Annotated in this window: 24 protein-coding genes and 1 tRNA gene; 16 read left to right on the plus strand and 9 right to left on the minus strand. The window is 66.3% G+C overall.

Translation table 11 applies throughout. The features are described 5' to 3' along the window. Position 1: 1 nt before the first annotated feature. Positions 2-907: a DMT family transporter gene (locus tag DDT93_RS18110; protein ID WP_109467292.1), complete on the minus strand. Its 906-nt coding sequence runs from the start codon at positions 905-907 to the stop codon at positions 2-4. Positions 908-1,032: 125 nt separating this feature from the next. On the opposite strand from DDT93_RS18110, the gene DDT93_RS18115 reads away from it, so the two are divergent. Further along, the gene (locus DDT93_RS18115; protein WP_109467293.1) at positions 1,033-2,079 is read left to right on the plus strand and encodes an AbrB family transcriptional regulator; all 1,047 of its coding nucleotides are present in this window, start codon (positions 1,033-1,035) and stop codon (positions 2,077-2,079) included. On the opposite strand, the gene DDT93_RS18120 is transcribed toward DDT93_RS18115, so the two are convergent. Further along, positions 2,080-2,493: a Fur family transcriptional regulator gene (locus DDT93_RS18120; RefSeq protein WP_109467294.1), complete on the minus strand. Its 414-nt coding sequence runs from the start codon at positions 2,491-2,493 to the stop codon at positions 2,080-2,082. A 358-nt stretch (positions 2,494-2,851) separates the two neighbouring features. Here DDT93_RS18120 and DDT93_RS18125 point away from each other — a divergent pair, with 358 nt between their 5' ends. Both DDT93_RS18125 and DDT93_RS18130 read left to right on the plus strand, forming a co-directional pair. Then, entirely contained in the window at positions 2,852-4,171 is a 1,320-nt protein-coding gene (locus tag DDT93_RS18125) for a DEAD/DEAH box helicase (RefSeq protein ID WP_109467295.1), read from the plus strand. Positions 4,172-4,413: 242 nt separating this feature from the next. Next, positions 4,414-5,055 (plus strand): suppressor of fused domain protein, encoded by a 642-nt coding sequence (locus tag DDT93_RS18130; protein WP_109467296.1) that lies wholly within the window; start codon positions 4,414-4,416, stop codon positions 5,053-5,055. Positions 5,056-5,222: 167 nt separating this feature from the next. On the opposite strand, the gene DDT93_RS18135 is transcribed toward DDT93_RS18130, so the two are convergent. Further along, the gene (locus tag DDT93_RS18135; RefSeq protein ID WP_109467297.1) at positions 5,223-5,582 is read right to left on the minus strand and encodes a hypothetical protein; all 360 of its coding nucleotides are present in this window, start codon (positions 5,580-5,582) and stop codon (positions 5,223-5,225) included. A gap of 185 nt (positions 5,583-5,767) precedes the next feature. Here DDT93_RS18135 and DDT93_RS18140 point away from each other — a divergent pair, with 185 nt between their 5' ends. Beyond that, positions 5,768-6,643, plus strand: a complete 876-nt coding sequence (locus DDT93_RS18140) for a DMT family transporter (protein WP_109467298.1) — start codon at positions 5,768-5,770, stop codon at positions 6,641-6,643. Here the strand turns inward: DDT93_RS18140 and DDT93_RS18145 are convergent, their stop codons facing one another. Further along, entirely contained in the window at positions 6,644-8,062 is a 1,419-nt protein-coding gene (locus DDT93_RS18145) for a protein adenylyltransferase SelO (RefSeq protein ID WP_109467299.1), read from the minus strand. It abuts the gene before it with no gap. Positions 8,063-8,131: 69 nt separating this feature from the next. Between DDT93_RS18145 and DDT93_RS18150 the strand changes: the two genes are divergently transcribed. Then, positions 8,132-8,551 (plus strand): cupin domain-containing protein, encoded by a 420-nt coding sequence (locus DDT93_RS18150; RefSeq protein ID WP_109467300.1) that lies wholly within the window; start codon positions 8,132-8,134, stop codon positions 8,549-8,551. Between the two features lie 126 nt (positions 8,552-8,677). Here DDT93_RS18150 and DDT93_RS18155 read toward each other — a convergent pair whose 3' ends face one another. Continuing rightward, on the minus strand, positions 8,678-9,787 hold the full coding sequence (locus tag DDT93_RS18155) for an anhydro-N-acetylmuramic acid kinase (protein WP_109467301.1): 1,110 nt from the start codon (positions 9,785-9,787) through the stop codon (positions 8,678-8,680). 64 nt (positions 9,788-9,851) lie between these two features. Between DDT93_RS18155 and tyrS the strand changes: the two genes are divergently transcribed. After that, entirely contained in the window at positions 9,852-11,105 is a 1,254-nt protein-coding gene (tyrS, locus tag DDT93_RS18160) for a tyrosine--tRNA ligase (RefSeq protein WP_109467302.1), read from the plus strand. On the opposite strand, the gene DDT93_RS26770 is transcribed toward tyrS, so the two are convergent. Beyond that, on the minus strand, positions 11,102-11,239 hold the full coding sequence (locus DDT93_RS26770; protein WP_198654907.1) for a hypothetical protein: 138 nt from the start codon (positions 11,237-11,239) through the stop codon (positions 11,102-11,104). The two genes, tyrS and DDT93_RS26770, sit on opposite strands and share 4 nt — an antisense overlap. Positions 11,240-11,285: 46 nt before the next feature. On the opposite strand from DDT93_RS26770, the gene DDT93_RS18165 reads away from it, so the two are divergent. Beyond that, positions 11,286-12,176, plus strand: coding sequence for a GNAT family N-acetyltransferase (locus DDT93_RS18165; RefSeq protein ID WP_109467303.1), 891 nt, complete (start codon positions 11,286-11,288; stop codon positions 12,174-12,176). 19 nt (positions 12,177-12,195) lie between these two features. Here DDT93_RS18165 and DDT93_RS18170 read toward each other — a convergent pair whose 3' ends face one another. The 3 genes from DDT93_RS18170 to DDT93_RS18180 form a co-directional block, all read right to left on the minus strand. Continuing rightward, positions 12,196-14,001 carry an ABC-F family ATP-binding cassette domain-containing protein gene (locus DDT93_RS18170; RefSeq protein ID WP_109467304.1) on the minus strand — a complete coding sequence of 602 codons (1,806 nt, stop codon included), beginning with the start codon at positions 13,999-14,001 and terminating at the stop codon, positions 12,196-12,198. Between the two features lie 81 nt (positions 14,002-14,082). Continuing rightward, positions 14,083-14,823 (minus strand): GNAT family N-acetyltransferase, encoded by a 741-nt coding sequence (locus DDT93_RS18175; protein WP_408607946.1) that lies wholly within the window; start codon positions 14,821-14,823, stop codon positions 14,083-14,085. A gap of 109 nt (positions 14,824-14,932) precedes the next feature. Then, on the minus strand, positions 14,933-15,403 hold the full coding sequence (locus DDT93_RS18180; protein WP_109467305.1) for an outer membrane protein assembly factor BamE: 471 nt from the start codon (positions 15,401-15,403) through the stop codon (positions 14,933-14,935). Positions 15,404-15,487: 84 nt separating this feature from the next. On the opposite strand from DDT93_RS18180, the gene DDT93_RS18185 reads away from it, so the two are divergent. The 9 genes from DDT93_RS18185 to DDT93_RS18225 all read left to right on the plus strand — a co-directional run bounded on the left by DDT93_RS18185 (position 15,488) and on the right by DDT93_RS18225 (position 21,969). Then, a complete protein-coding gene (locus DDT93_RS18185; RefSeq protein ID WP_109467306.1) occupies positions 15,488-16,024 on the plus strand; it encodes a YceD family protein in 537 nt (178 codons plus the stop codon). 209 nt (positions 16,025-16,233) lie between these two features. Next, a complete protein-coding gene (gene rpmF, locus DDT93_RS18190) occupies positions 16,234-16,440 on the plus strand; it encodes a 50S ribosomal protein L32 (protein WP_109467307.1) in 207 nt (68 codons plus the stop codon). A 24-nt stretch (positions 16,441-16,464) separates the two neighbouring features. Next, the gene (plsX, locus tag DDT93_RS18195) at positions 16,465-17,598 is read left to right on the plus strand and encodes a phosphate acyltransferase PlsX (protein ID WP_109467308.1); all 1,134 of its coding nucleotides are present in this window, start codon (positions 16,465-16,467) and stop codon (positions 17,596-17,598) included. Beyond that, positions 17,595-18,566, plus strand: a complete 972-nt coding sequence (locus DDT93_RS18200; RefSeq protein ID WP_109467309.1) for a beta-ketoacyl-ACP synthase III — start codon at positions 17,595-17,597, stop codon at positions 18,564-18,566. The genes plsX and DDT93_RS18200 overlap by 4 nt, the downstream gene beginning before the upstream one ends. 106 nt (positions 18,567-18,672) lie before the next feature. Beyond that, positions 18,673-18,975, plus strand: coding sequence for an integration host factor subunit alpha (gene ihfA, locus DDT93_RS18205; protein ID WP_109467310.1), 303 nt, complete (start codon positions 18,673-18,675; stop codon positions 18,973-18,975). 15 nt (positions 18,976-18,990) lie between these two features. After that, positions 18,991-19,905 (plus strand): MerR family transcriptional regulator, encoded by a 915-nt coding sequence (locus tag DDT93_RS18210; RefSeq protein WP_109467311.1) that lies wholly within the window; start codon positions 18,991-18,993, stop codon positions 19,903-19,905. A gap of 63 nt (positions 19,906-19,968) precedes the next feature. Next, positions 19,969-20,045 (plus strand) — tRNA-Pro (locus tag DDT93_RS18215). 55 nt (positions 20,046-20,100) lie between these two features. Further along, entirely contained in the window at positions 20,101-21,177 is a 1,077-nt protein-coding gene (locus tag DDT93_RS18220) for a 2'-deoxycytidine 5'-triphosphate deaminase (RefSeq protein WP_109467312.1), read from the plus strand. A 168-nt stretch (positions 21,178-21,345) separates the two neighbouring features. Next, entirely contained in the window at positions 21,346-21,969 is a 624-nt protein-coding gene (locus tag DDT93_RS18225) for a DUF1236 domain-containing protein (protein ID WP_109467313.1), read from the plus strand. Positions 21,970-22,023: the final 54 nt, after the last annotated feature.

Consider the following 22,023-nt stretch of genomic DNA (forward strand, 5'->3'; position numbering starts at 1 on the left):
CTCATACCGGCCCCTGACCGGCAGGAAAAGGGCTCACAGGGCGGAAGTTACGCTGTTTGCGCTCACGCCAGACCATATAGATGCCCGAGGCCACGACGATGCCCGCGCCGACCAGCATCGGCAGGTCCGGATGCTCGCCGAAGACCACCAGACCGATCACCAGTGCGAAGAGAATCCGTGAGTAGCGGAAGGGTGTCACGAACGAGACCTCGCCCGTGCGCATCGCGGCGACGATGGCGTAGTAGGAGACGGCCCCGAAGACCACGATGCCCGAGATCAGCAGCCAGTCGCGCCCGGTGAGGCTGACCCAGTCCTGCCCCGGGGGCTGCGCCAGCGCCGCGCCGCCTGGCACCAGCACTAGAAGCGCCACGAAGCTGAGCTGGAACGAGCTGATCCCGAGGTGCGCGCCGCGCGTGGCGAGATCGCGGACGGCGAGCCCCACCACCGCCAGCACGGCGAAGAGCGAAAGCACGTCGAAATCGGAGGCGCCGGGGCGCAGTACGATCAGCACGCCGATGAAGCCGACGCAGATGGCCGACCAGCGCCGCCAGCCCACCGGCTCCTTCAGCACCAGCGCCGCGCCCAGAGTCACGGCGAGCGGCGTCGCCTGCAGGATAGCCGAGGCGGTGGAAATGGGGATCAGCGACAGGGCGGTGACGAAGGAGGTGGTGCTGACAAGCTCGCCCGCGCAGCGCAGCAGCACCGGCTTGCTGAGCAGGTCGCGGGGAAACAGCTTTTGCCCGCGCAGCACGATCAGCAGCGCAAAAACCAGCGAACCGCCGAGGCCGTAGAGAAAGATGATCTGCGAGGTGGGCACTGCACCGGCGGTCAGCTTGATCAGCATGTCCTCGATGGCAAAGCTTGCCATCGCGAACACCATCATCACGGCTCCGCGAAAATTATCCATGCCAGCGATCTCCGGGGGGATTTGAAAAGGGTTGTACGCGCCGTGACGTAAAGCGGGAGGCGGCGCAAGAACAATATGCATCCGGGCAGATTGCCGCGGCGCGGTCCGGGTGCTAACTCACGGGCATGGCGAACCTCTCCGCGCTTTCCCCCCTCTGGACCACCGGCCTGTCCCTCGTGATCGGGGGCGTCGGCGCAGCCGCTGCGACCTGGCTCTCGTTGCCCGCGCCGATCCTGATCGGCCCCGCTGTCGCCGTCTGCATCGCGGCGCTCGCCGGTCTGAAAATGGACATCGACAGCCGCGCGCGCGACCTCTGTTTCGTGGTGCTGGGCGTCAGCCTCGGGGCCGGGTTCAACGCTGAAGCGGGGGCGGCGCTGCTGCACTGGCCCCTCGCCTTCGTCGCCCTGGTGGCCGGACTGCTGGTGACGATGCTGGCCAGCCGGCAGATCCTCGAACGCGGTTTCGGGCTGGACCGACGGTCGGCGGTGCTGGCCTCGGCTCCGGGGCACCTGAGTTTCGTGATGAGCCTTGCGGCCGACACCCGTTCGGACGTGGCGCGGATTGCCGTGATCCAGAGCATCCGCCTGCTGGCGCTGACGCTGATCGTTCCCTTCGTGGCGCTGGCGATGGGCTTTCCGATGGCCGATATCGGCATCATCGCGGGCCCGGTGATGTCGGTGCCGGAGCTGGTTGCGCTCTGCGCGCTCGGGGTGGTGCTGGGGCTGATCTTTGCGCGCTTCCGAGTTCCCGCCGCCCTGCTGCTTGGCGGTATGGCGGTGTCGGGCCTTGGCCATGTCACCGGCCTTGCCACCGGGAGCCTGCCCAAGGTGGTGATCACCCCGGCCTACGTCGTCCTTGGCACGCTGATCGGCACACGCTTTTCGGGGATCAGCCTTGCGCAGCTTCGCGACTCGTTCCTGGCCGGGACGCTGATCACGGTGATGGCCGCGGCGGTGGCCGTGCTGACCGCCGTCCCGGTGGCGCTGGCCCTCGGGATGCCCGCCGCGCATGTGTTGACGGCCTTTGCGCCCGGGGGGCTTGAGACGATGATCGCCCTCGGCACGACGCTGCACGCCGATCCGGGCTTTGTCGTCGCCTGCCACATCATGCGGCTGATGGCGCTGCTGGTGCTGATCCCGCTGCTGCTGGGGCGCAACCGGGCCGAAGCCTGATCAAACCTTCTTGCGCGGCACCCCGTAGAGTTCGAGGCGATGGCCGCGCAGGTCGTAGCCCAGCTTGGCGGCGATCTTTTCCTGCAGAGCCTCGATCTCGGGGTCCACGAATTCGATGACCTCGCCGGAATGCAGGTCGATCAGGTGGTCGTGGTGTTCGCGCGTGGCATCCTCATAGCGCGCACGCCCGTCGCCGAACTCGAGCCGTTCGAGAATGCCCGCCTCTTCGAACAGCTTCACGGTGCGGTAGACCGTGGCGATGGAAATACCGGAATCAAGCGCACTGGCGCGGGCGTAGAGCTCTTCCACGTCGGGGTGGTCGGTGCTGTCCTCGAGAACCTGCGCGATGGTCCGCCGCTGGCCTGTCATTCGCAAGCCCTTGGCCTCGCAGCGAGCCATGATCGTTTCCGGCATAACACCTCCCTCAGCGGTCCTGTTCCTGTGGTTTAGCGCGCACAGCCAGATGGTTCCACCGGCTTTTCTTGGCCTGCCCCGGTTGACTTTATCGTCCCGCCACGCCATTTGCGCCCTGACCGCTGTCTTCTGCCGCGTGAGCAGACCGCCGGCAGGCCACATGCCTGCCCGCCCGACCAAGGGCCGAACGCAAGACAGCGCTGACACTTCGTGTTCCCAAAATCACGCGTGGGGCAATCATGCCGATCCGGTCTGTTCGTGGCATCCGGCCCGCAGACCCGAGGAAAGGCATTCCCATGCGCCGCACCGGATGCGGCACACCATGGATCCGCATGTGCGGAGTCCGAAAGGAAAGACTTTGAGCGATTTCGAAATGATGGGCCTGCCGGCCAAGGTAGTTGCAGCCCTCGACAAGATGGGGATCACCGATCCCACCCCGATCCAGAAGCAGGCCATTCCGCATGCGATCAACGGCCGTGACGTGATGGGCCTTGCCCAGACCGGCACCGGCAAGACCGCGGCCTTTGGCGTGCCGCTGGTCAGCCAGATGCTGGAGATCGGCAAGAAGCCCGAGAAGAAGACCGTGCGCGGCCTCGTGCTGGCCCCGACCCGCGAGCTGGCCAACCAGATCGCCGTGCAGCTGCGCGCGCTGACCGAGGACTCGCCGCTGAAGGTGGGTGTCGTCGTCGGCGGCCAGTCGATCAATGCCCAGATCAAGCGGCTGGAGCGCGGCACCGACCTGCTGGTCGCCACCCCGGGCCGCCTGCTGGACCTGCTGGACCGCAAGGCCGTGCTGCTGGATGCCTGTACCTTCCTGGTACTGGACGAGGCCGACCAGATGCTGGACCTCGGTTTTATCCATGCCCTGCGCAAGATCGCGGCCCTGCTGCCCTCCGAGCGTCAGACCATGCTGTTCTCAGCCACCATGCCCAAGCAGATGAACGAGCTGGCCCAGAGCTATCTGAACCGGCCGATCCGCATCGAGGTCTCGCCTCCGGGCAAGGCCGCCGACAAGATCACGCAGGAGATCCACTTCATCGCCAAGGCGGAGAAGACCGACCTGCTGATCGAGCTGCTGGACAAGCACCGCGACGACCTCGCGCTGGTGTTCGGCCGCACCAAGCACGGCTCGGAAAAGCTGATGCGGGTGCTGGAGAAAAAGGGCTTTGCCGTTGCCTCGATCCACGGCAACAAGAGCCAGGGTCAGCGCGACCGCGCCATCGCCGCCTTCAAGGCCGGTGAGATCAAGGTGCTGGTGGCAACCGACGTGGCCGCGCGCGGCCTCGACATCCCAGACGTCAAGCACGTCTACAACTACGAGCTGCCCAACGTGCCGGACCAGTACGTGCACCGGATCGGTCGCACCGCGCGCGCCGGCAAGGACGGCGCCGCCGTGGCCTTCTGCGCCCCGGACGAGATGGACGACCTGAAGGCGATCCAGAAGACGATGGGGATCACCATTCCCGTCGCCTCCGGCCGCCCCTGGGCACCGGTCGACGTGCCGGACGCGCCGAAAAAGAGCAACGGCGGCAATCGCCGGCGTGGCGGTAGCGGAGGCGGTGGCCGGGGCGGCAACGCCGGGCCGAAGCCGGCCGAAGGTGCGGGCAAGCCGGGCGGCGTGCGCCGTCGTCGGCGCCCTGCCGGTGCCAAGACCGGCGGCAACCGCAGCGCGGCGTAAGGCACACTCGCTGAGACAGGAAAGCCCCGGCCAAGGCCGGGGCTTTTTCTGTTTTTGGTGCAGCGTGGGGTTTATGGGCTTGTGGGTGCTGCGCCATGCCGCGCTCAGGTTTCGGGGAGGTTTCGGGGATGGACGGCGATTGTGCGGACGGAGCGGGCGTTGGCTGTCGCCCTTGGAGGGTCCGTTGTTGCCCTTGCGCATTGATCCGGTAGTCTCGTCAACAAAATGGATGCAGGTTGGGTATGGATTTAGAATCTGTTTGGGCTCACCGTGAAGAAGTAATTTACCCTGAGACTTTCGGTGGCTTTTCCAGAGGCATTTTCCCGCTATCGCAGACGTATTTCCAGCCCTTCCCCAATGCTGAAATCGATCCACGCTGGATGCACTATGGTGTGTTCGAATTTGCCCCAACCGAGAAACGAGAAAGCTGGCTATACGTGACCTCTGGTCATTCAAACCCGTGGGACACTCCACCAGATGAATACCGACCAGACGCAACATCTGGTGCAGGCGTTGAATTCTCCATTGAAACACGGGAAAATGGTGATTGGGCGATACGGTTTCTGCTAAGGATGCTTGCGTTTGATCTCCTTCTGTCGTCGGGCCATTTCGGCGATAAGCCCCCTCTCGGCCTTCATGACAGAATTCCACTCGGAGGCCCTGTGGACGGCAATGCAGGAACCCCGGTGACCCATGTCATCCTGCATACGCCCGAAAGCTACCCGAACAGCTTTCAACTGCCTTCCGGCAAGGTCGAAATCCTGCAATTCATTGGCGTGACAGACGAAGAGTGCGACCTCGCGCGAAGCGACGGCTTTGATGCGCTCCGCGCCAAACTTCTTTCTGAGGGGAACTTTCCAGCCACCGATCTACACCGCCGATAGGTGATCTGTATTTTGCTCACAGTCGACGTTCAAACGACGCGCGGCATCGGTATATTTGGGCCCGGACCCGACATCGCGACACGTAACTCTACGAGTCACCCGAGCCCCTTGCACTGCAGGGGGCCCGGGACGAAACACCGGAGCTTAGTCAGACTTCCCGGACCCGATCAGAACGCGGCATTTGTCAGGCTGGTTGCGTCCTCGATCACGGTCAGCGTATCCGGGTGGACCTTGAGCACGCGCCCCTCCACCCGGTAGTAACGCCAGTACCCGTCAATCGGCGGGAGCCCGTAGTATTCCCGGTTGATCAGCATGTAGTACTGCCCCGCCGGCAACGTGTCGCCCACCCCGTACATCGGAGTCGTGCGCTCGGCCCTCACCGTTTTCACCGTCATCTCCGCACCGCTTACCGCCACACCACCTAAAGCGGTCCCGCAGGAGCCGCCGGCGGCGGCTGCAAAGCACTCCGCCTGGGCAAGTCCGGGACCAAGGGTCAGTGCCAGAACAATGGCAACTCTCGCAAACATGGGAACCTCGATACTCGTTAAAAACGCAACCGCTTAACCGGCGGTTCTCTGCTCAACTCCGCGCTGGTGCAGCGGGTTCCCGCCATCGAAAGAGAAATTTCACAGGATCCCGAAATTCATGAATTCGGATAGATAACAGGCGAACCACCCTTGACAGTCCGACTGCCGCGTCCTCCTGTGGCGCCGTGGAGGAGAAACGCGCCATAGACCTGTACGGCGCGGCAGCCCTTGTGGGCTTTGCCGCCCTGCTGGCATTCAACCAGGTCGTCATCAAGGTCACCAGCGACGGCTTCAGCCCGGTGTTCCAGGCGGCCCTGCGGTCGGTCATCGCGAGCCTGTTCCTGTTCTGCTGGCTGGGCGTCACCGGCAAGCGGGTCTCCCTGCCCCGCGCCGCCCTGCCCTGGGGCATCGTCAGCGGGCTGCTGTTCGCCTTCGAATTCCTCTGCCTGTTCATCGCGCTCGACCTGACCACCGTCGCGCGCGCCTCGATCATCTTCTACACCATGCCGGTCTGGCTCGCGATTGCGGCCAACTTCCTGCTGCCGGGGGAAAAGCTGCGCGCGGTGCATGTCCTCGGGATGGCCTTTGCCATCGGCGGTGTCGTGCTGGCCCTGAGCGACCGCTCGAACGGCGAGGCAAGCCTCGCGGGGGACATCCTCGCGCTGGTCGGGACCTTTGGCTGGGCCGGAATCGCGCTGGTGGTGCGGGCCACGCCGCTGCAGACCGTGGCGCCCGAGGGGCAGCTTCTGTTCCAGACCGTGGTCTCGGCGCCGATCCTGCTGATCGCGGCGCCCTTCTTCGGCCCGCTGATCCGCGACCTCGGTCCGGTGCACTGGGCCGGTCTGCTCTTCGGGGCCATTGCCGTGGTCGGCATCGCCTACCTGTTCTGGTTCGGCCTGCTGAAGATCTACCGGGCGAGCAGCGTCGCCTCGTTCAGCTTTCTCTCGCCCGTGCTGGCGGTCTTCTTCGGCTGGGCCCTGCTGGGCGAGCACATCGGCCCCGCCGTGCTGGTCGCGCTGGCGCTGGTGGCGCTCGGGATCACCCTCATCAACCGGAAGTGATCAGGTCCCGCAGAAGGTTGCGGGCACCACTTCCTCGGGCAAGGGCGGGCGCTGGAGGTCGGCGGCCCCGGGCTGGTCCTCGTAGGGTCGTGCCAGGACCTCGACCAGCCGGTTGAAGGGAGCGTAGTCCCCCTCCACCGCCGCCTCGATCATCTCCTCCATCCGGTGATTGCGCGGGATGAAGGCCGGGTTGGCGGCACGGCGCACGCCCTCCGGGTATGGCTCGCCTTCCAGACGGGCACGCCAGCCCTCCGCCCAGGCGGAAAAGGCCGAGGGGTCGGTGAACTGGTCGCCCTCGCGGCCCGAACCGAGGGCGCGGAAGGTATTGGTGAAATCGGCCTGGTTCCCGGCCATTCTGGTCAGCAGATCGGTGACCAGCCCCGCGTCTTCCTCGCGCGGCGCGGAAATCCCGAGCTTGGCGGCAAAGCGGCGCAGCCAGGCCCGCTGCATGAGGCCGGGCATGGCGTGGACGATCTCGGTCGCCTCCTCCACCATCGCCTCGCGGTCCTCGTACTGCTGGATCAGCGCGGTGGCGAGCTGGGCCAGGTTCCAGACGGCGATATCGGGCTGGTTGGCATAGGCGTAGCGGCCCATCCGGTCGATCGAGCTGAAGACCGTGTTGGGGTGATAGCTGTCCATGAAGGCGCAGGGGCCGTAGTCGATGGTCTCGCCCGAGATCGAGGAATTGTCGGTGTTCATCACCCCGTGGATGAAACCGACCGACATCCAGGCGGCAATCAGCTCGGCCTGGGCATCGCGCACGGCGCGGAGCAGGCCCATCGGCCCCTCGGCCTCCGGGTAATGGCGCTGGATGGCATAGTCGGTGAGCCGTTTCAGGCTCTCGACCTCGCCGCGCGCGGCAAAGATCTGGAAGGTGCCCACGCGCAGGTGGCTTCGCGCCACCCGGGTCAACACCGCACCGGGCAGCACGCGCTCGCGCACCACCGGTTCGCCGGTCTCGACCGCCGCCAGCGCCCGCGTCGTCGGGATGCCGAGCGCATGCATCGCCTCGCTCACCACGTATTCGCGCAGCACGGGGCCGAGCCAGGCGCGCCCGTCGCCCATGCGGGAATAGGGCGTGCGTCCGGCCCCCTTGAGCTGGATGTCGCGGCGGATGCCGTCGCTGCCGACCACCTCGCCCAGCAGGATCGCGCGGCCGTCCCCCAATTGCGGGTTGTACTGACCGAACTGATGCCCCGAATAGAGCTGCGCCAGCGGCTCCGCCCCCTCGGGCACGCGGTTGCCGGAGAAGACCTCGGCAAAGTCGTCTCCCGCCGATGGGGGCAGACCGAGAATCCGTGCCAGATCGCGGTTCCAGGCCACGAGGCGCGGGGCCTTCACCGGCTGCGGATCCTGGCGCGCATAGAAGACACCCGGCAGGCGGGCAAAGGTGTTGTCGAAGGCGATCATGGTGCTCATGCGCCAAACATAATCGCTCGGGGCGCAAATGCCATGGCCTCCGCGCCCTGCCCGCCCTAATCTTGGGTCATGACAGCCGACCAGATCATCGCCCGCCTGAACCTCGCCCCGCACCCCGAGGGCGGCCACTATCGCCAGACCTGGATCGCCGGAAACGCGGGCCGCGCGTCGGGCACCTGCATCTACTTCCTGCTCAAGGCCGGCGAATCGAGCCATTGGCACCGGGTCGACGCCACCGAGATCTGGCTCTGGCACGCCGGCGCGCCGCTGGTGCTGTCCCTCGCCGCCACCGAGGTCGGGCCCGCGACGGATCACCTGCTGACCCCGGACCTCGCCGCGGGCGAGCCGCAGTTCATCGTGCCGGAGAACCACTGGCAGGCCGCCCGCGCCACCGGGGATTACACGCTGGTCAGCTGCACCGTGAGCCCGGGCTTTGACTTCGCAGGCTTCACGCTGGCGGCGCCGGGGTTCGACATTCCCCGCGGCTGAGCGCCGGTGAGAGGGCCGGATATGAGTATTTGAGAAGAAAAGATGGGATCAGGGGAGCGCCCTCTGCCCATCTTTTCTCTCCAAATACTCAGGGCACGTCATCCGCCACGTTCGCCACAATGGGGTTCAGCGCTCGGGCCGCGACACGATCCCGCCGCCGACCGCAGCGCGCACGCCGGTGGTGCCCGGGCAGGAGGTCGGCAGGCCGCGCGCGACGCGCACGGCGAGGTGGGCAAAGGCCTGCGCCTCGAGCATGTCGCCGTCGAGGCCCGCCTCTTCGACCGGGACCACGGGGCAGTCGAGGCTGACCGACAGCATCTGCATCAGCACCGGGTTGTGCCGCCCGCCGCCGGTGACCAGCACGCGCTCGGGCGCGGTGGGGCAATGTTCCATGCCCTGCGCCACCCCGGCGGCGATCATCGCGGTGAGGGTGGCGGCGGCATCGGCATCGTCCAGCTCGCCGACGAGGCCGATCATCTCGGAGAAATCGTTTCGGTCCAGCGACTTGGGCGGCATGCGCGCGAAGTAGGGTTCGGCGAGAAACAGTTCGAGCGCGCCCTCTTCCACCGTGCCGGTGGAGGCGATGCGCCCGCCCTCGTCCATCTCGAGGCCGAGGCGGGCCTGCACCAGGTCGTTGACCGGGGCGTTGGCCGGGCCGGTGTCGAAGGCGAGCAGCGCGCCCGGGGTTTCCGGGCGCTCGAACGAGGGATCGACATAGGTGATGTTGGCGACGCCGCCGAGGTTGAGGAAGCAGACCGGCGCGGTGGTGCCCATCCACTTGGCGCAGGCGAAATGGAAGAAGGGGGCGAGCGGCGCGCCCTCGCCGCCCATCTTGACGTCGTCGGTGCGGAAATCCCAGACCACCGGCCGCCCCAGCCCCTCGGCCAGTGCGGCGCCGTCGCCGACCTGAAGCGTGCCGCGCCCGCGCGGCTCGTGCGCAAGGGTCTGGCCGTGGAATCCGACGATGTCGATGCCGTCAAAACCCTTCAGCGCCTCGAAGTGGGCCACGTCGATCACGTCGCCCGCGAGCGTCACCTCGGGCCCCGACCAGCGCCCGAGGCCTGCGCGCAGGATCGAGCGTTCCTCGACCGTGTAGGGCCGGTATCCGCTCTCGCCGAACTCGATGATCCTGTGGCCATCCGTGACCACCACCGCCGCATCCACCCCGTCTAGCGAGGTGCCGCTCATCGCCCCCAGCGCCCGAACCGGTCCGGACGCCCCTATGGCCTTATTCATTGGCCTTTTCCTTCGCTGCACTGCCGCCTATACGTTCACCCTGAATTTCAACCGGAGGCAAGCCATGACCTACCACCCCAAATCGGATTTCATCGCCATCATGATGGAACGCGGCTATCTCGCCGACTGCACCGATTATCAGGGTCTCGACGAGGCTTTGATGGTGCCGGGCCGGCCTGCCTATATCGGCTACGACGCGACCGCCAAGTCGCTGCACGTCGGCCATCTGCTGAACATCATGATGCTGCGCTGGTTCCAGAAAACCGGGCACAAGCCGATCACGCTGATGGGCGGGGGCACCACCAAGGTGGGCGACCCCTCGTTCCGGTCGGACGAGCGCCCGCTGCTGACGCCGGCGGCGATCGACGACAACATCGCCAGCATGAAGAACGTCTTTGCCAAATACCTCGCCTATGGCGACGGGGCCTCGGACGCGATCATGCTGAACAATGCCGAGTGGCTCGACGATCTGAACTACCTCGAATTCCTGCGTGACATCGGGCGGCATTTCTCGGTGAACCGGATGCTGTCGTTCGAGTCGGTGAAATCGCGGCTGGACCGCGAGCAGTCACTGAGCTTTCTCGAGTTCAACTACATGATCCTGCAGGCCTATGACTTCCTCGAGCTGAACCGGCGCTATGGCTGCATCCTGCAGATGGGCGGCTCGGACCAGTGGGGCAACATCATCAACGGGATCGACCTGACCCGGCGGGTGCTGGACCACGAGATTTACGGGCTGACATCGCCGCTGCTGACCACCTCGGACGGGCGCAAGATGGGCAAGAGCCAGGGCGGTGCCATGTGGCTGAACGCCGACATGTTGTCGCCCTACGAGTTCTGGCAGTTCTGGCGCAACACCACCGATGCCGACGTGGGCCGGTTCCTCAAGCTCTACACCGAACTGCCGGTGGACGAGTGCGACCGGCTGGCGGCGCTGGCGGGGTCGGAGATCAACGAGGCGAAGATCATCCTTGCCAACGAGGTCACCGCGCTCTGCCACGGGGCCGAGGCTGCGGCAGCCGCCGAAGCGACCGCGCGCGAGGTCTTCGAGAAAGGTGGCATCGGGGACGATCTGCCGACGCTGGACCTGACCGCGGCCGAGGTGGCCGAGGGCATCTCGATCGTGCAGGTGATCGTGCGCGCGGGCCTTGCCAAGTCCGGCAAGGAGGCCAAGCGGCTGATCGCCGAGAATGGCGCACGCATGGATGATGCACCGCTGACCGACGCCGGGCTGATGCTCGACGCGGCGGCGCTGTCCTCGCCGATCAAGCTGACCGCGGGCAAGAAGCGCCACGCGCTGGTCAAGCTGGCGGGCTAAAGCAGCCAGCGTTCCGCCAGCGAGAGCAACAGGAAGACCGGGAGCGAGAGCCCGGTCGCCAGCAACAGGGCCGCCGCCCGCGTCGGACGCGGTGCGGCGGCTTCTTTCGTGAGTGGCAGGCTTCGTCTTGTCATGCGATCAGTTAACCATGCGTTAGGTTAACATCGGGTAAACGGGGGCATGGATGATTCCGGCCCTCCTCCCCCTCGCCCGGTCCCCCTTCAGCAGCATCCGCAGTTCGCGGCGGCGCTGGCCGCTTGCGGGCAGGCCACGCTGCGCCCCGGCGGACCCTCGGGGCCCCTCGCCATGCTGCGCCGTCTGCCCGGTGGCCTGCCCCTCGCCATGATCTCGCGCGCGGCCCACCCGGCCGGGGACATACGGCGTATCGTGATGGACTCGGCACTGGCCCGCGTGCCGCTGCTGCTGGGGCCGGATGCCCCTGCACCGGACCTGCGCGAGATCGGCGCGGTGCCGCTGATGACACCGGCCACCGTTGCCGAACTGGATCTGCGCCCGGAGCCCGAGGCGCTGCGGGCCGGGCTGCTCCCGAAATGGCGCAATCGCCTTGGCCATGCGGAGCGTCAGGGGCTGCGGGTGGCGCGCGAGGGGCCGGATGGGTCTGCGCGCCACTGGTTGTTCCGTGCCGAGGCCGAGATGCAGGCCCGGCGAGGATATCGGACATGGCCGCTGGCGCTGATCCTTGCCTATGGCGCGGTGAACCCGGGGCAATGCGTGATCTTTGCGGCGCGGGAGCGTGGCGAGACCGTGGCCGCGATGCTGTTCCTTCGCCACGGGGGCGCGGCGACCTACCAGATCGGCCAGACCAGCGCGCGCGGGCGGGCGCTGTCGGCGCACACCCTTCTGCTGTGGGAGGCGATGCTGTGGCTGCGCGCCGAGGGACACAGCCGGCTCGATCTCGGGCCCATCGACATGCAGCGCGGCGCGGGGCTGGCGCGGTTCAAGCTCGGGACCGGGGCGGAGTTGCGCCGGCTTGGGGGGACATGGGGCTGGTGGCCGCCACTGGGGCGCAGCCTCGGCCCCCTCGCGCGGCTGGACCTGCATCGGATGTGACCCCGATGCGGACCTAAATTCAGCCCTCGGCCTTTTCCTCGAGCAGGAGCCATTCCTCCTCGGCCGCCGAGAGCTTTTCCTGCCGCTCGACGAGGGCCTCGGTCGCCTTGCGGAACTTGACCGGTTCGCGGGTGAAGAGCTCCGGGTCGGCCATCAGCTGTTCCAGCTTGGCGATCTCGGCCTCCAGCCGCGCGATCTCGTCCGGCAGCGCTTCGAGCCGGTGCTTTTCGGTAAAGGACAAGCCGGCCTTCTTCTTCGCCTCCTGCTTTACCTTCTGCTCGCTTGGCTTTGTTTTCTCTTCGGTTTTCACCTCGCGCGGGCCGCGCTGGCTGACGTAGTCGGTCCAGCCGCCTGCGTAGACGACGGCGTTGCCATCACCCTCCATCGCCACGGTGGCGGTGGCCACACGGTCAAGGAAATCCCGGTCGTGGCTGACCAGCAGAACGGTGCCGTCGTAGTCGTCCAGCACCTCCTGCAGGAGGTCGAGGGTTTCGACGTCGAGGTCGTTGGTCGGTTCGTCCAGCACCAGCAGGTTGCTCTGCCGGGCCATCAGCTTGGCCAGCAACAGCCGCGCCTTCTCGCCGCCCGAGAGCGACTTGACCGCGGCGCGCGCCTGCGCCTCGTCGAAGAGGAAGTCCTTGAGATAGCCGACCACGTGGCGCGGTGCTCCGCGCACCATAACCTGGTCCGCCTGCCCGCTCACGCGCATGTCCGGTTCGCCGGTCAGCGATTCCCAGAGCGACATGTTCGGGTCGAGCTGAGCCCGCGCCTGATCGAAAACGGCGATCTCGAGGTTGGTGCCAAGCCGGATGCTGCCCTCGTCGGGCGCCTCCTGCCCCAGCAGCAACTTCAGCAGCGTGGTCTTGCCCACGCCGTTGGGGCCCACAAAGGCCACGCGGTCGCCGCGTTCCACGGCCAGCGAGAAGCCCTTGACGATCTGCTTGTCGCCGAAGGTCTTGCTCACGCCCTCGGCGACGATCACCTTCTTGCCCGACTTGGGCCCGGATTCGAGCGCGAGGTCAGCCGTGCCCTTGCGGCGAATCTGCGAGGCCCGTTCGGCGCGCAGATCGGCGAGGGCCCGCACCCTGCCCTGATTCCGCTTGCGGCGCGCACTGATGCCTTCCACGGCCCAACGGGCCTCGGACTTGATGAGGCGATTGAGCTTGTGGCGCTGCATGTCCTCTTCCTCCCAGACCTGATCGCGCCAGCCCTCGAAGGCCTCGAATCCCTTCTCCTGCCGCCGCACCTGGCCCCGGTCGATCCAGAGGGTCGCGCGCGTCAGGTTCCGCAGGAAGGCGCGGTCGTGCGAGATCAGCACGAAGGCCGCCCGGGTCGCCTTGAGTTCGTTCTCGAGCCATTCGATGGCCTCGATGTCGAGGTGGTTGGTCGGTTCGTCCAGCAGCATCAGGTCGGGCGCACGCGCCATCAGACCGGCCAGCGCCGCGCGCCGCCGTTCCCCGCCCGAAGCGGTGGCGACGGGGCGGTCGGGGTCGAACTTGAGCCCCTCGCCCGCGCGCTCGACCTTGTAGAGTTCGCCCGGTTCCAGCCCCATCGAGGCGAATTCGCCCAGCGTCTCGCAGCCCGACATGTCGGGGTCCTGCTCCATGTAGCCGACGGAGAAGCCCGCCGGCAGGATGACCTCGCCGCGGTCGGGATCGACCAGCCGCGCCATCACCTTCATCAGGGTGGATTTGCCCGATCCGTTGCGCCCGACAAGCGCCACGCGGTCGCCCTGGTGAACCACCAGGTCGAGGTCGGAAAACACCGGGTCGCCCCCGAAGGTGAGCGAGATCCCGTTCAGCTGGAGAAGAGGTATACGTGCCATATGGGCGAGCTATCCCTGCGCCCGCGCAACGTCAACGGGGCGCGCGCGGCGGCCCCATCTTCTTTCGGCAAATACGCGACTCTACCCGGCCACTGCCCGCAGCAGACGTTTGCGCGCCGGGGGAATCGCCCCGATTTCGAGCCCGGTGAAAACGTGGAGGGTGTTCAGCTGCCGGTCCACCACGGCGTGATCGCTGACCCAGCCGCCCATCATCAGGTAGGTGCGCAGCAGCGGCGGCATCCGCAGCATGGCCTTCTTCGCGTCGGGCTTGCGCCGCAGCCGTGCGGCATAGCGGAAGACCTCGCCCGCCTTGACCTTGGGCCACCAGCGCTTGGGCGCGAGGTGGCGGGCCTTGAGCATTGCGAAGGCGTCGAGATAGTCCTCGGTCTCGGTCCCGGCGAAGGAGGAGCAGCCGAACAACATGCCGATGCCGTTGTCGTCGACGAATCCGGTCATCGCGCCCCAGGCGACGCGCAGGATGTCGGGGTCCTTCCAATTGGGGTGGATGCAGAAGCGGCCCATCTCGACCATGCGGCCCTCGAACCCGGCAAGCGCCTCGAGCCCGTAGAACTGCGCGGAGTAGCTGCGGCCGACCTCGGCCCCGCCTTCGAGCACCAGCATCCGGAAGCAGCAGACCAGTGTGCCGCTGCGCACCTCGTGCACCAGCACATGCGCGCATTCGCGGTCAAAACGGTCGCGGTCGGGGCCGGTGGTGCGGAAGGCCAGCGTGCGCAGGGCCTGCGCCGCGGCGAGATCCTCGGAGGTCTCCGCCAGCCGTGCGCTGTAGCGGCCTCTGGTCAGAAGGGACATCTTGCGCAACATGGGGCCTCCACGAGACGATACCTGTTACAGTAGGTCTGCGGCCTTCTACGCACAAGTTATGACAGGGGCATGACCCGGAAGAGGCGCGGCGTGACCGCCGCGCGCCGCCTTACTCCTGGGCGAAATCGCCGGGGTTGATGCGCCCTATGTTACGCAGCAGCTGCTGGATGAAGGTACGGTCGGATTCGCCGTTGTCGGTGACCCGGTGCTCCAGCGGGATCACCCGGCCGTCCTCGAGGCCGTAACGCTCGACCCCGCTGACCACACCGCGGCTGTCGAAGCTGATCGCCACCAGTTCGCGGTTGACCAGCTTGGGCTCGGTGGCGCCGTAATAGCGCATCCGGCTGGCGATGTAGTAATAGCCGCTTTCCTTGAGGACGCCCGAGGCACCGGGCGAGCCGATGGCCTGGAACACGGTCTCGCGGGTGTCCTTGCCGACCTGGATCTCGGACAGTTCCGACGGGGTGGGCACATAACCGAATTTGCGGTAGGTGGAGATACAGGCCGTGCAGGTCAGGGCCACCAGTCCCATCAGCACCATGCGGCGCACCACGGTCCACGAAGTCACGATACCACTCATTCTTGCCCTCTTGCCTTGGCCTTGACCGGCTTCTATCCCGATTAGCGGCTCCGCGCCACCGGTTCAAGAAACGAAAGTTCCGCCATGCCCACCACCCAGCCCTTCCGGGTCGCCGACCTGGCGCAGAACAGGTCAACCCCCTTCGAACTCCGCCCCGATGCGGCGGAACTGTCGGCCCTCGCCGAGGAGCTTGGACTTCTCGGGCTGCGCAAGCTCTCCTTCTCCGGCCAGATCGCCGGTCAGGGGCGCCGCGACTGGGTACTGACCGGGCAGCTTGGCGCGACGGTCGTGCAGCCCTGCGTGGTCACGCTGGAGCCGGTGACGACCCGGATCGACACCGAGGTCACGCGGACCTACCTGGCCGAGATGCCCGAGCCCGAGGGCGAGGAAGTCGAGATGCCGGAAGACGACACCCAGGAGCAGCTGGGGTCGGTCATCGACCCCGGTCAGGTCATGGTCGAGGCGCTGGCCCTTGCATTGCCGCTCTATCCGCGCAAGGAAGGGGTCGGATCGGGCGACGCGTCCTTTGCAGGTCCGGGCATCACGCCCATGACCGACGAGGAGGCCAAGCCCTTTGCCGGTCTGGCAGCGCTTCGCGACTCGCTGAAGAAGGAGGAGTAGACCTTCGCGGCACTACCGCGACGGAACGTCCCGCCAAAAAGCGCTTGCACGGAACGGGATTCGCAGTATTTTCGCGCGCTCATCGGATTTTTGGTTGGACAACGCGGGGCCTTGGCCCTAAACGCACGTCACGCCGCGACACGCGCCCGAAGAATGGAAACACAAGTCGCCGGGACCGCCCGCCGACGTAACGAGATAAAGGTTGAGACATGGCTGTCCAACAGAACAAAGTATCGAAATCGCGCCGCAACAACCGCCGCGCACATGACGCCCTGGTTGCGGCAAACCCCAACGAATGCCCGAACTGTGGCGAGCTGAAACGCCCGCACCACATCTGTGCATCCTGCGGCCACTACGATGACAAAGAGATCGTAGCGCAGGCGGAAGAAATCGACCTGGACGAAGACGCGGCATAAATTAAGGCGGCGGGCCATCCTACAATGACAGCCCAGCCTGAACAGCCGACTTCCCAGGCCGATACGTCCGACGGCCGTATCATCATCTCGGTCGACGCCATGGGTGGCGATGCCGGTGCAACCACCGTCATCGCCGGCATGGACGAATCCGCACGCAAGAACCCGAACATCGGGTTTGTCCTGCACGGCCCCCGGGCCGAGCTGGAACCCCTTGTCTCGCGCAGGCGCAGCCTCGCGGGGCGCGTAAGCTATTGTGACGCCGCCGACGTGGTGACGATGGAGGACAAGCCGAGCCAGGTGGTCCGCCACGGCAAGGGCACCTCCATGTGGTCGGCCATCGAGTCGGTCCGGACGGGTGAGGCGAAGGCCGCCGTGTCCTGCGGCAATACCGGCGCGCTGATGGCGCTGTCGATGATCCGGCTCAGGCGCCTGCCCGGCGTGAACCGTCCCGCCATTGCCATTCTCTGGCCCTCGCGCAATCCGCAGGGGTTCAACGTCATGCTCGACGTGGGCGCCGATGTGCGCGCCGACGCGCAGGACCTGCTGCAGTTCGCCCTGATGGGCACCTCCTACGCCCGCAACGGCATGAACCTTGCCCGCCCCCGCATCGGCCTGCTGAACGTGGGCACCGAGGAGCACAAGGGCCGGCAGGAGCTGAAGGACGCGCATGCGCTGATCTCGCGCGTGGCCGAGAGCAGCAGCTTTGACTTCGTGGGATTCGTCGAGGGCACGGACCTCGCCGGCGATGTCGCCGACGTGATCGTGACCGACGGGTTTACCGGCAACGTGGCGATCAAGACGGGCGAAGGCACCGCCGGGATGATCGGCGACGCGCTGCGCGAGGCGTTCCAGTACTCGCCCCTGTCACGGCTGGCATCGATTCTCGCCATCACCTCGCTGCGCCGCCTGAAGAAGCGGATCGACCCGCGCCGAGTGAACGGCGGGGTGTTTCTGGGGCTGAACGGCACCATCGTGAAATCGCATGGCAGCGCCGACGCCACGGGCGTTTCGGCCGCCATCAAGCTGGCCTTCCGGCTGGCCGAGTCGGGCTTCAGCGAAAAACTCGCGGCGCGGGTTGCATCCGCCGCCGAGCTTTCACAAGATGCCGCAAAATTCGGCGAAACGGACGCCGGCGATGAAAAAGAAGGACAGGCATGACCACGCGAGCGGTTGTTATCGGAGTAGGCCACTATCTCCCTGAGCGGGTGGTCCCCAATTCTGAGTTCGAAGCGACCCTCGACACGACCGACGAATGGATTCGCACGCGCTCGGGAATCGAGCGCCGGCACTTTGCCGCCGAGGGCGAGACGACCTCGCAGATGGCCGCCAATGCCGCGCGTGCCGCCCTGGCCGATGCCGGGATCGGCGCGGACCGGATCGACACCATCATCGTCGCTACCTCGACCGCCGACCTGACCTTTCCCTCGGCTGCCACCATGGTGCAGGCCGAGTTGGAGATGGAAACCGGCTTTGCCTTTGACGTGCAGGCCGTCTGCGCCGGGTTCATCTACGCCCTTGCCAACGCCAATGCCCTGATCGCCTCTGGTCAGGCCGAGCGGGTGCTGGTGATCGGGGCCGAGACCTTCAGCCGGATCATGGACTGGAGCGACCGGTCAACCTGCGTTCTCTTCGGCGATGGCGCCGGGGCCCTCGTGCTGGAGGCCCGCCCGGGCGGCGGCACCTCGGACGACCGGGGCATCCTCGCCACCGACTTGCACTCCGACGGGCGCTACAAGGACCTGCTCTATGTCGACGGCGGGGTTTCGACCCAGTCGACCGGGCACCTGCGGATGCAGGGCAACCAGGTCTTCCGCCACGCGGTCGAGAAGCTCGCCTCCACTGCCAACATCTCTCTCGGCAAGGCCAACCTGACGAGCGATGACGTGGACTGGATCGTGCCGCATCAGGCCAACATCCGGATCATCCAGGGCACCGCCAAGAAGATGGGCCTGCCGATGGACAAGGTCGTCGTCACCGTGCAGGATCACGGGAACACCTCGGCAGCCTCCATTCCGCTTGCCCTGTCGGTCGGAAAGCAGCGCGGCCAGATCAAGGAAGGCGACCTGATCGTCACCGAAGCGATCGGCGGCGGGCTTGCCTGGGGCTCTGTCGTCCTGCGCTGGTAATTCCTGCGCGGCATAGCAGTGCCTTTAAGGTAGCCCGCAAATCATTGACATTGACAGTTAATTTGCGCTGGCCCTATGCTGACCCGAAACAGCAGAGGGGGAAGTTATGAGTGAGAAGACTCTGACACGCATGGATCTGAGCGAAGCCGTCTTTCGCGAAGTCGGCCTCTCCCGCAACGAAAGTGCGCAGCTGGTCGAGAGCATGCTGGAACACATGTCCGACGCGCTGGTACGGGGCGAGCAGGTCAAGATCTCGTCCTTCGGCACTTTCAGCGTGCGTGACAAGTCGGCCCGCGTTGGCCGAAACCCCAAGACCGGCGAAGAAGTTCCGATCCAGCCCCGCCGTGTCCTGACCTTCCGCCCGTCCCACCTCATGAAGGACCGTGTTGCCGCCGGCAACAAGAAGTAAACGGGACCGCGTGTCATGAGCAAATCGCCCGACGCCTTTCGCACCATCAGCGAAGTCGCGGACTGGCTGGGCGTTCAGGCCCATGTCCTGCGGTTCTGGGAAAGCAAGTTCACTCAGGTCAAACCCGTGAAGCGCGCCGGTGGGCGGCGCTATTACCGCCCGTCCGACATGCTGCTTCTGGGCGGAATCCGCCAACTGCTCCACGACGACGGCATGACCATCAAAGGCGCCCAGAAGATCCTTAGGGAACAGGGCATTGCCCATGTTTCCTCTCTCTCCCGGCCGCTCGACAGCGACTTCGCAGAGGTCGCGGTGGATGCGACGGTGGTGCCCTTCATCGCGCCCTCCGCCGCCACCCCGGTGGACGAGCCGGAGCCTGCGCCGGAGATCAAGGCGCTCGAGCCGGTCGAGACAGACAGGAGCCTCGAGGCCGAGCCCGCCGACGAGGTTGCGGACGTGGAGGACGCACCCGAACCGCTGGAACCGGTGGATCAGGCGACCCTCTTTGATGAGTCGTCCGAGTCCGAGGAGGCCCCGGAAGAGGCCGAGACCGCCGAGTCGCTCTTTCCTGCCGCGGACACTGATTCCGATGACGGAGCCCTCGTCCCGGCCGAGGATGAGCTGATGGCCGATGCAGAGGCCGACGAGGCGCCCGAATCTGTTGCCGAACCGGAGCCCGAACTGCCCGCTTTCATCCGCTCTGCGGCCACACAGGCGCCCTCGGCGCCCGAAGCATCGGTTTCGCCCCGGGCCCGCGTGGTCGACGCGCCCGATCCGCCGAGCGAATCCGAGATCGCCGTGAGCCCCGGTTTGTTGAGCAGAATCGCCCAAATCTATGCCCTGGATGGCGCCGAAGCCCGGCGGCTGGCCCCTGTTGCAGGCCAGTTGGCGGACTGGCTGGACCGTTCCGGCACACGCCGCGTCTCCTGACGGGAAAAAGGAGGTGATTACCTCTTGTCCCCGGCTTCAAAACAGGTATGTAACGCCCATCGTCGGGCTATGGCGCAGCCTGGTAGCGCGTCCGTCTGGGGGACGGAAGGTCGCAGGTTCGAGTCCTGCTAGCCCGACCAAATCACACCGACGATGCCTAGGAACGCCCATCCCGCAGATGCAGGAGGATGTGGCGTGACCGGGGTATTTCCCAACCAGTTCATCGAAGGCATGATCGCGCGCGGCGAGATCGGGCTCTCCGAGCCTGTCGTCGCGGGACAGGTGCAGCCTGCCAGCCTCGATCTGCGGCTGGGGCGCACCGCCTATCGTGTCCGCGCCTCGTTCCTTGCGGGCAAGGGCCGCAACGTGGCCGAGCGCCTTGAAGAATTCACCATGCACCGTATCGACCTGAGCGCCGGCGCCGTGCTGGAAAAGGGCTGTGTCTACGTCGTACCCCTGATGGAATCGCTGGCCCTGCCCGAGGGAGTTCAGGCGGTGGCGAACGCCAAGAGCTCGACCGGGCGGCTGGACCTGCTGACCCGCACCATCACCGATGGCGGCGCGGAATTCGACCGAATCCCCGAGGGATACGCCGGACCGCTCTATGCCGAGATCTGCCCGCGCTCGTTCTCGGTGCTGGTGCGCCCCGGGATGCGGCTGAACCAGATCCGGTTCCGCTCGGGTCAGGCCGTGCTCTCGGACGACGAATTGCGCGGGCTGCACGCCCGCACGCCGCTGGTGGACGGCCCTGCCGTGATCCAGGAGGGTCTGGGCTTCTCCGTCGATCTGGCGCTGTCTGACACCACGCTGGTCGGCTACCGGGCCAAGCCGCACACGGGCGTCATCGACCTTGACCGCATCGGCCAGTACGCACCGCGCGATTACTGGGAAGAGGTGCACAGCGACCAGGGCCGCATCATTCTGGACCCGGGCGCCTTCTACATCCTCGTCAGCCGCGAGGCGGTGCACATCCCGCCGCAATACGCCGCCGAGATGGCACCCTACCTTGCCATGGTGGGCGAGTTCCGCGTCCATTACGCCGGGTTCTTCGACCCGGGCTTTGGCCATGCCGAAGCCGGGGGCGCAGGGTCGCGCGGGGTTTTGGAGGTGCGCTGCCACGAGGCGCCCTTCGTGCTGGAGGACGGCCAGATCGTCGGGCGGCTGGTCTACGAACGCATGGCCGAGGTTCCGACCCAGCTCTACGGCGCCGGCATCGCCTCGAACTACCAGGGACAGGGCCTGAAGCTCTCCAAGCACTTCCGAGCAGCCTGAGCCGAAACCCGGCGATTCCCGCGGCTTACCCCCCGAAACCGGCGCCGATCCGCCGGTTTTCACCTTTTCAGAGGATCGTCTGAAACCGGACGCGGCCTTTCCTTGTTCTTGTCCACAGGAAGGACGGCATCCCTGCCCGTCCGATGGTGAACAGCAAGGAGAGATCTGATGACTCTTAAGCGAAACCTGACCGCAACCGCCATTCTGCTGGCCGTTGCCGGCCCCGCCGCCGCCGCCGTGACTGCGACGGCCACCACCGACCTGAACATGCGTTCGGGCCCGGGCACCGAGTTCCCGGTGACCGACGTGATCCATTCCACCGGACAAGTCAGCGTCGAAAGCTGCGTGAGCGCCTCTGGCTGGTGCAAGGTCAGCTATGATGGCCAGTCCGGCTGGGCTTCGTCGTCCTATCTGAACGTGCAGCCGGGTCAGCAGGTCGTGGTGGGCGAGGCCCAGCCGCAGGTGCTTTACGAAGTGCCGGTGGGCCAGCCGACGGCCGAGCGGATCGACGACAAGACCACGCTCTACCACCCCGCGCCCAAGGTGCTGCTGGCCCCGGTTCAGAGCTCTGCGCTCGTCCCCGTTGCCCCCCAGGCGCAGGTGGTGACCTACGTCCAGCAGAACCCGGTCCAGCCGGTCTACCTCGATGGTGACGTGGTGGTTGGCGCCGGCATTCCCGGCAATGTGACGCTCTACCCGGTGCCGGAGACCCAGTACGAATACGTGAACGTCAACGATCACATCGTGCTGGTCGAACCGGAAGGTCGCCGCATCGTTGAAGTCGTCCGCTGAGGCGGTCGACCCGGGTGAGAAGATCTCGCCCAATACAGGCACGTTACGTATCGT

The sequence above is a fragment of the Albibacillus kandeliae genome (genome assembly GCF_003116585.1).
Lineage (GTDB): Bacteria > Pseudomonadota > Alphaproteobacteria > Rhodobacterales > Rhodobacteraceae > Albibacillus > Albibacillus kandeliae.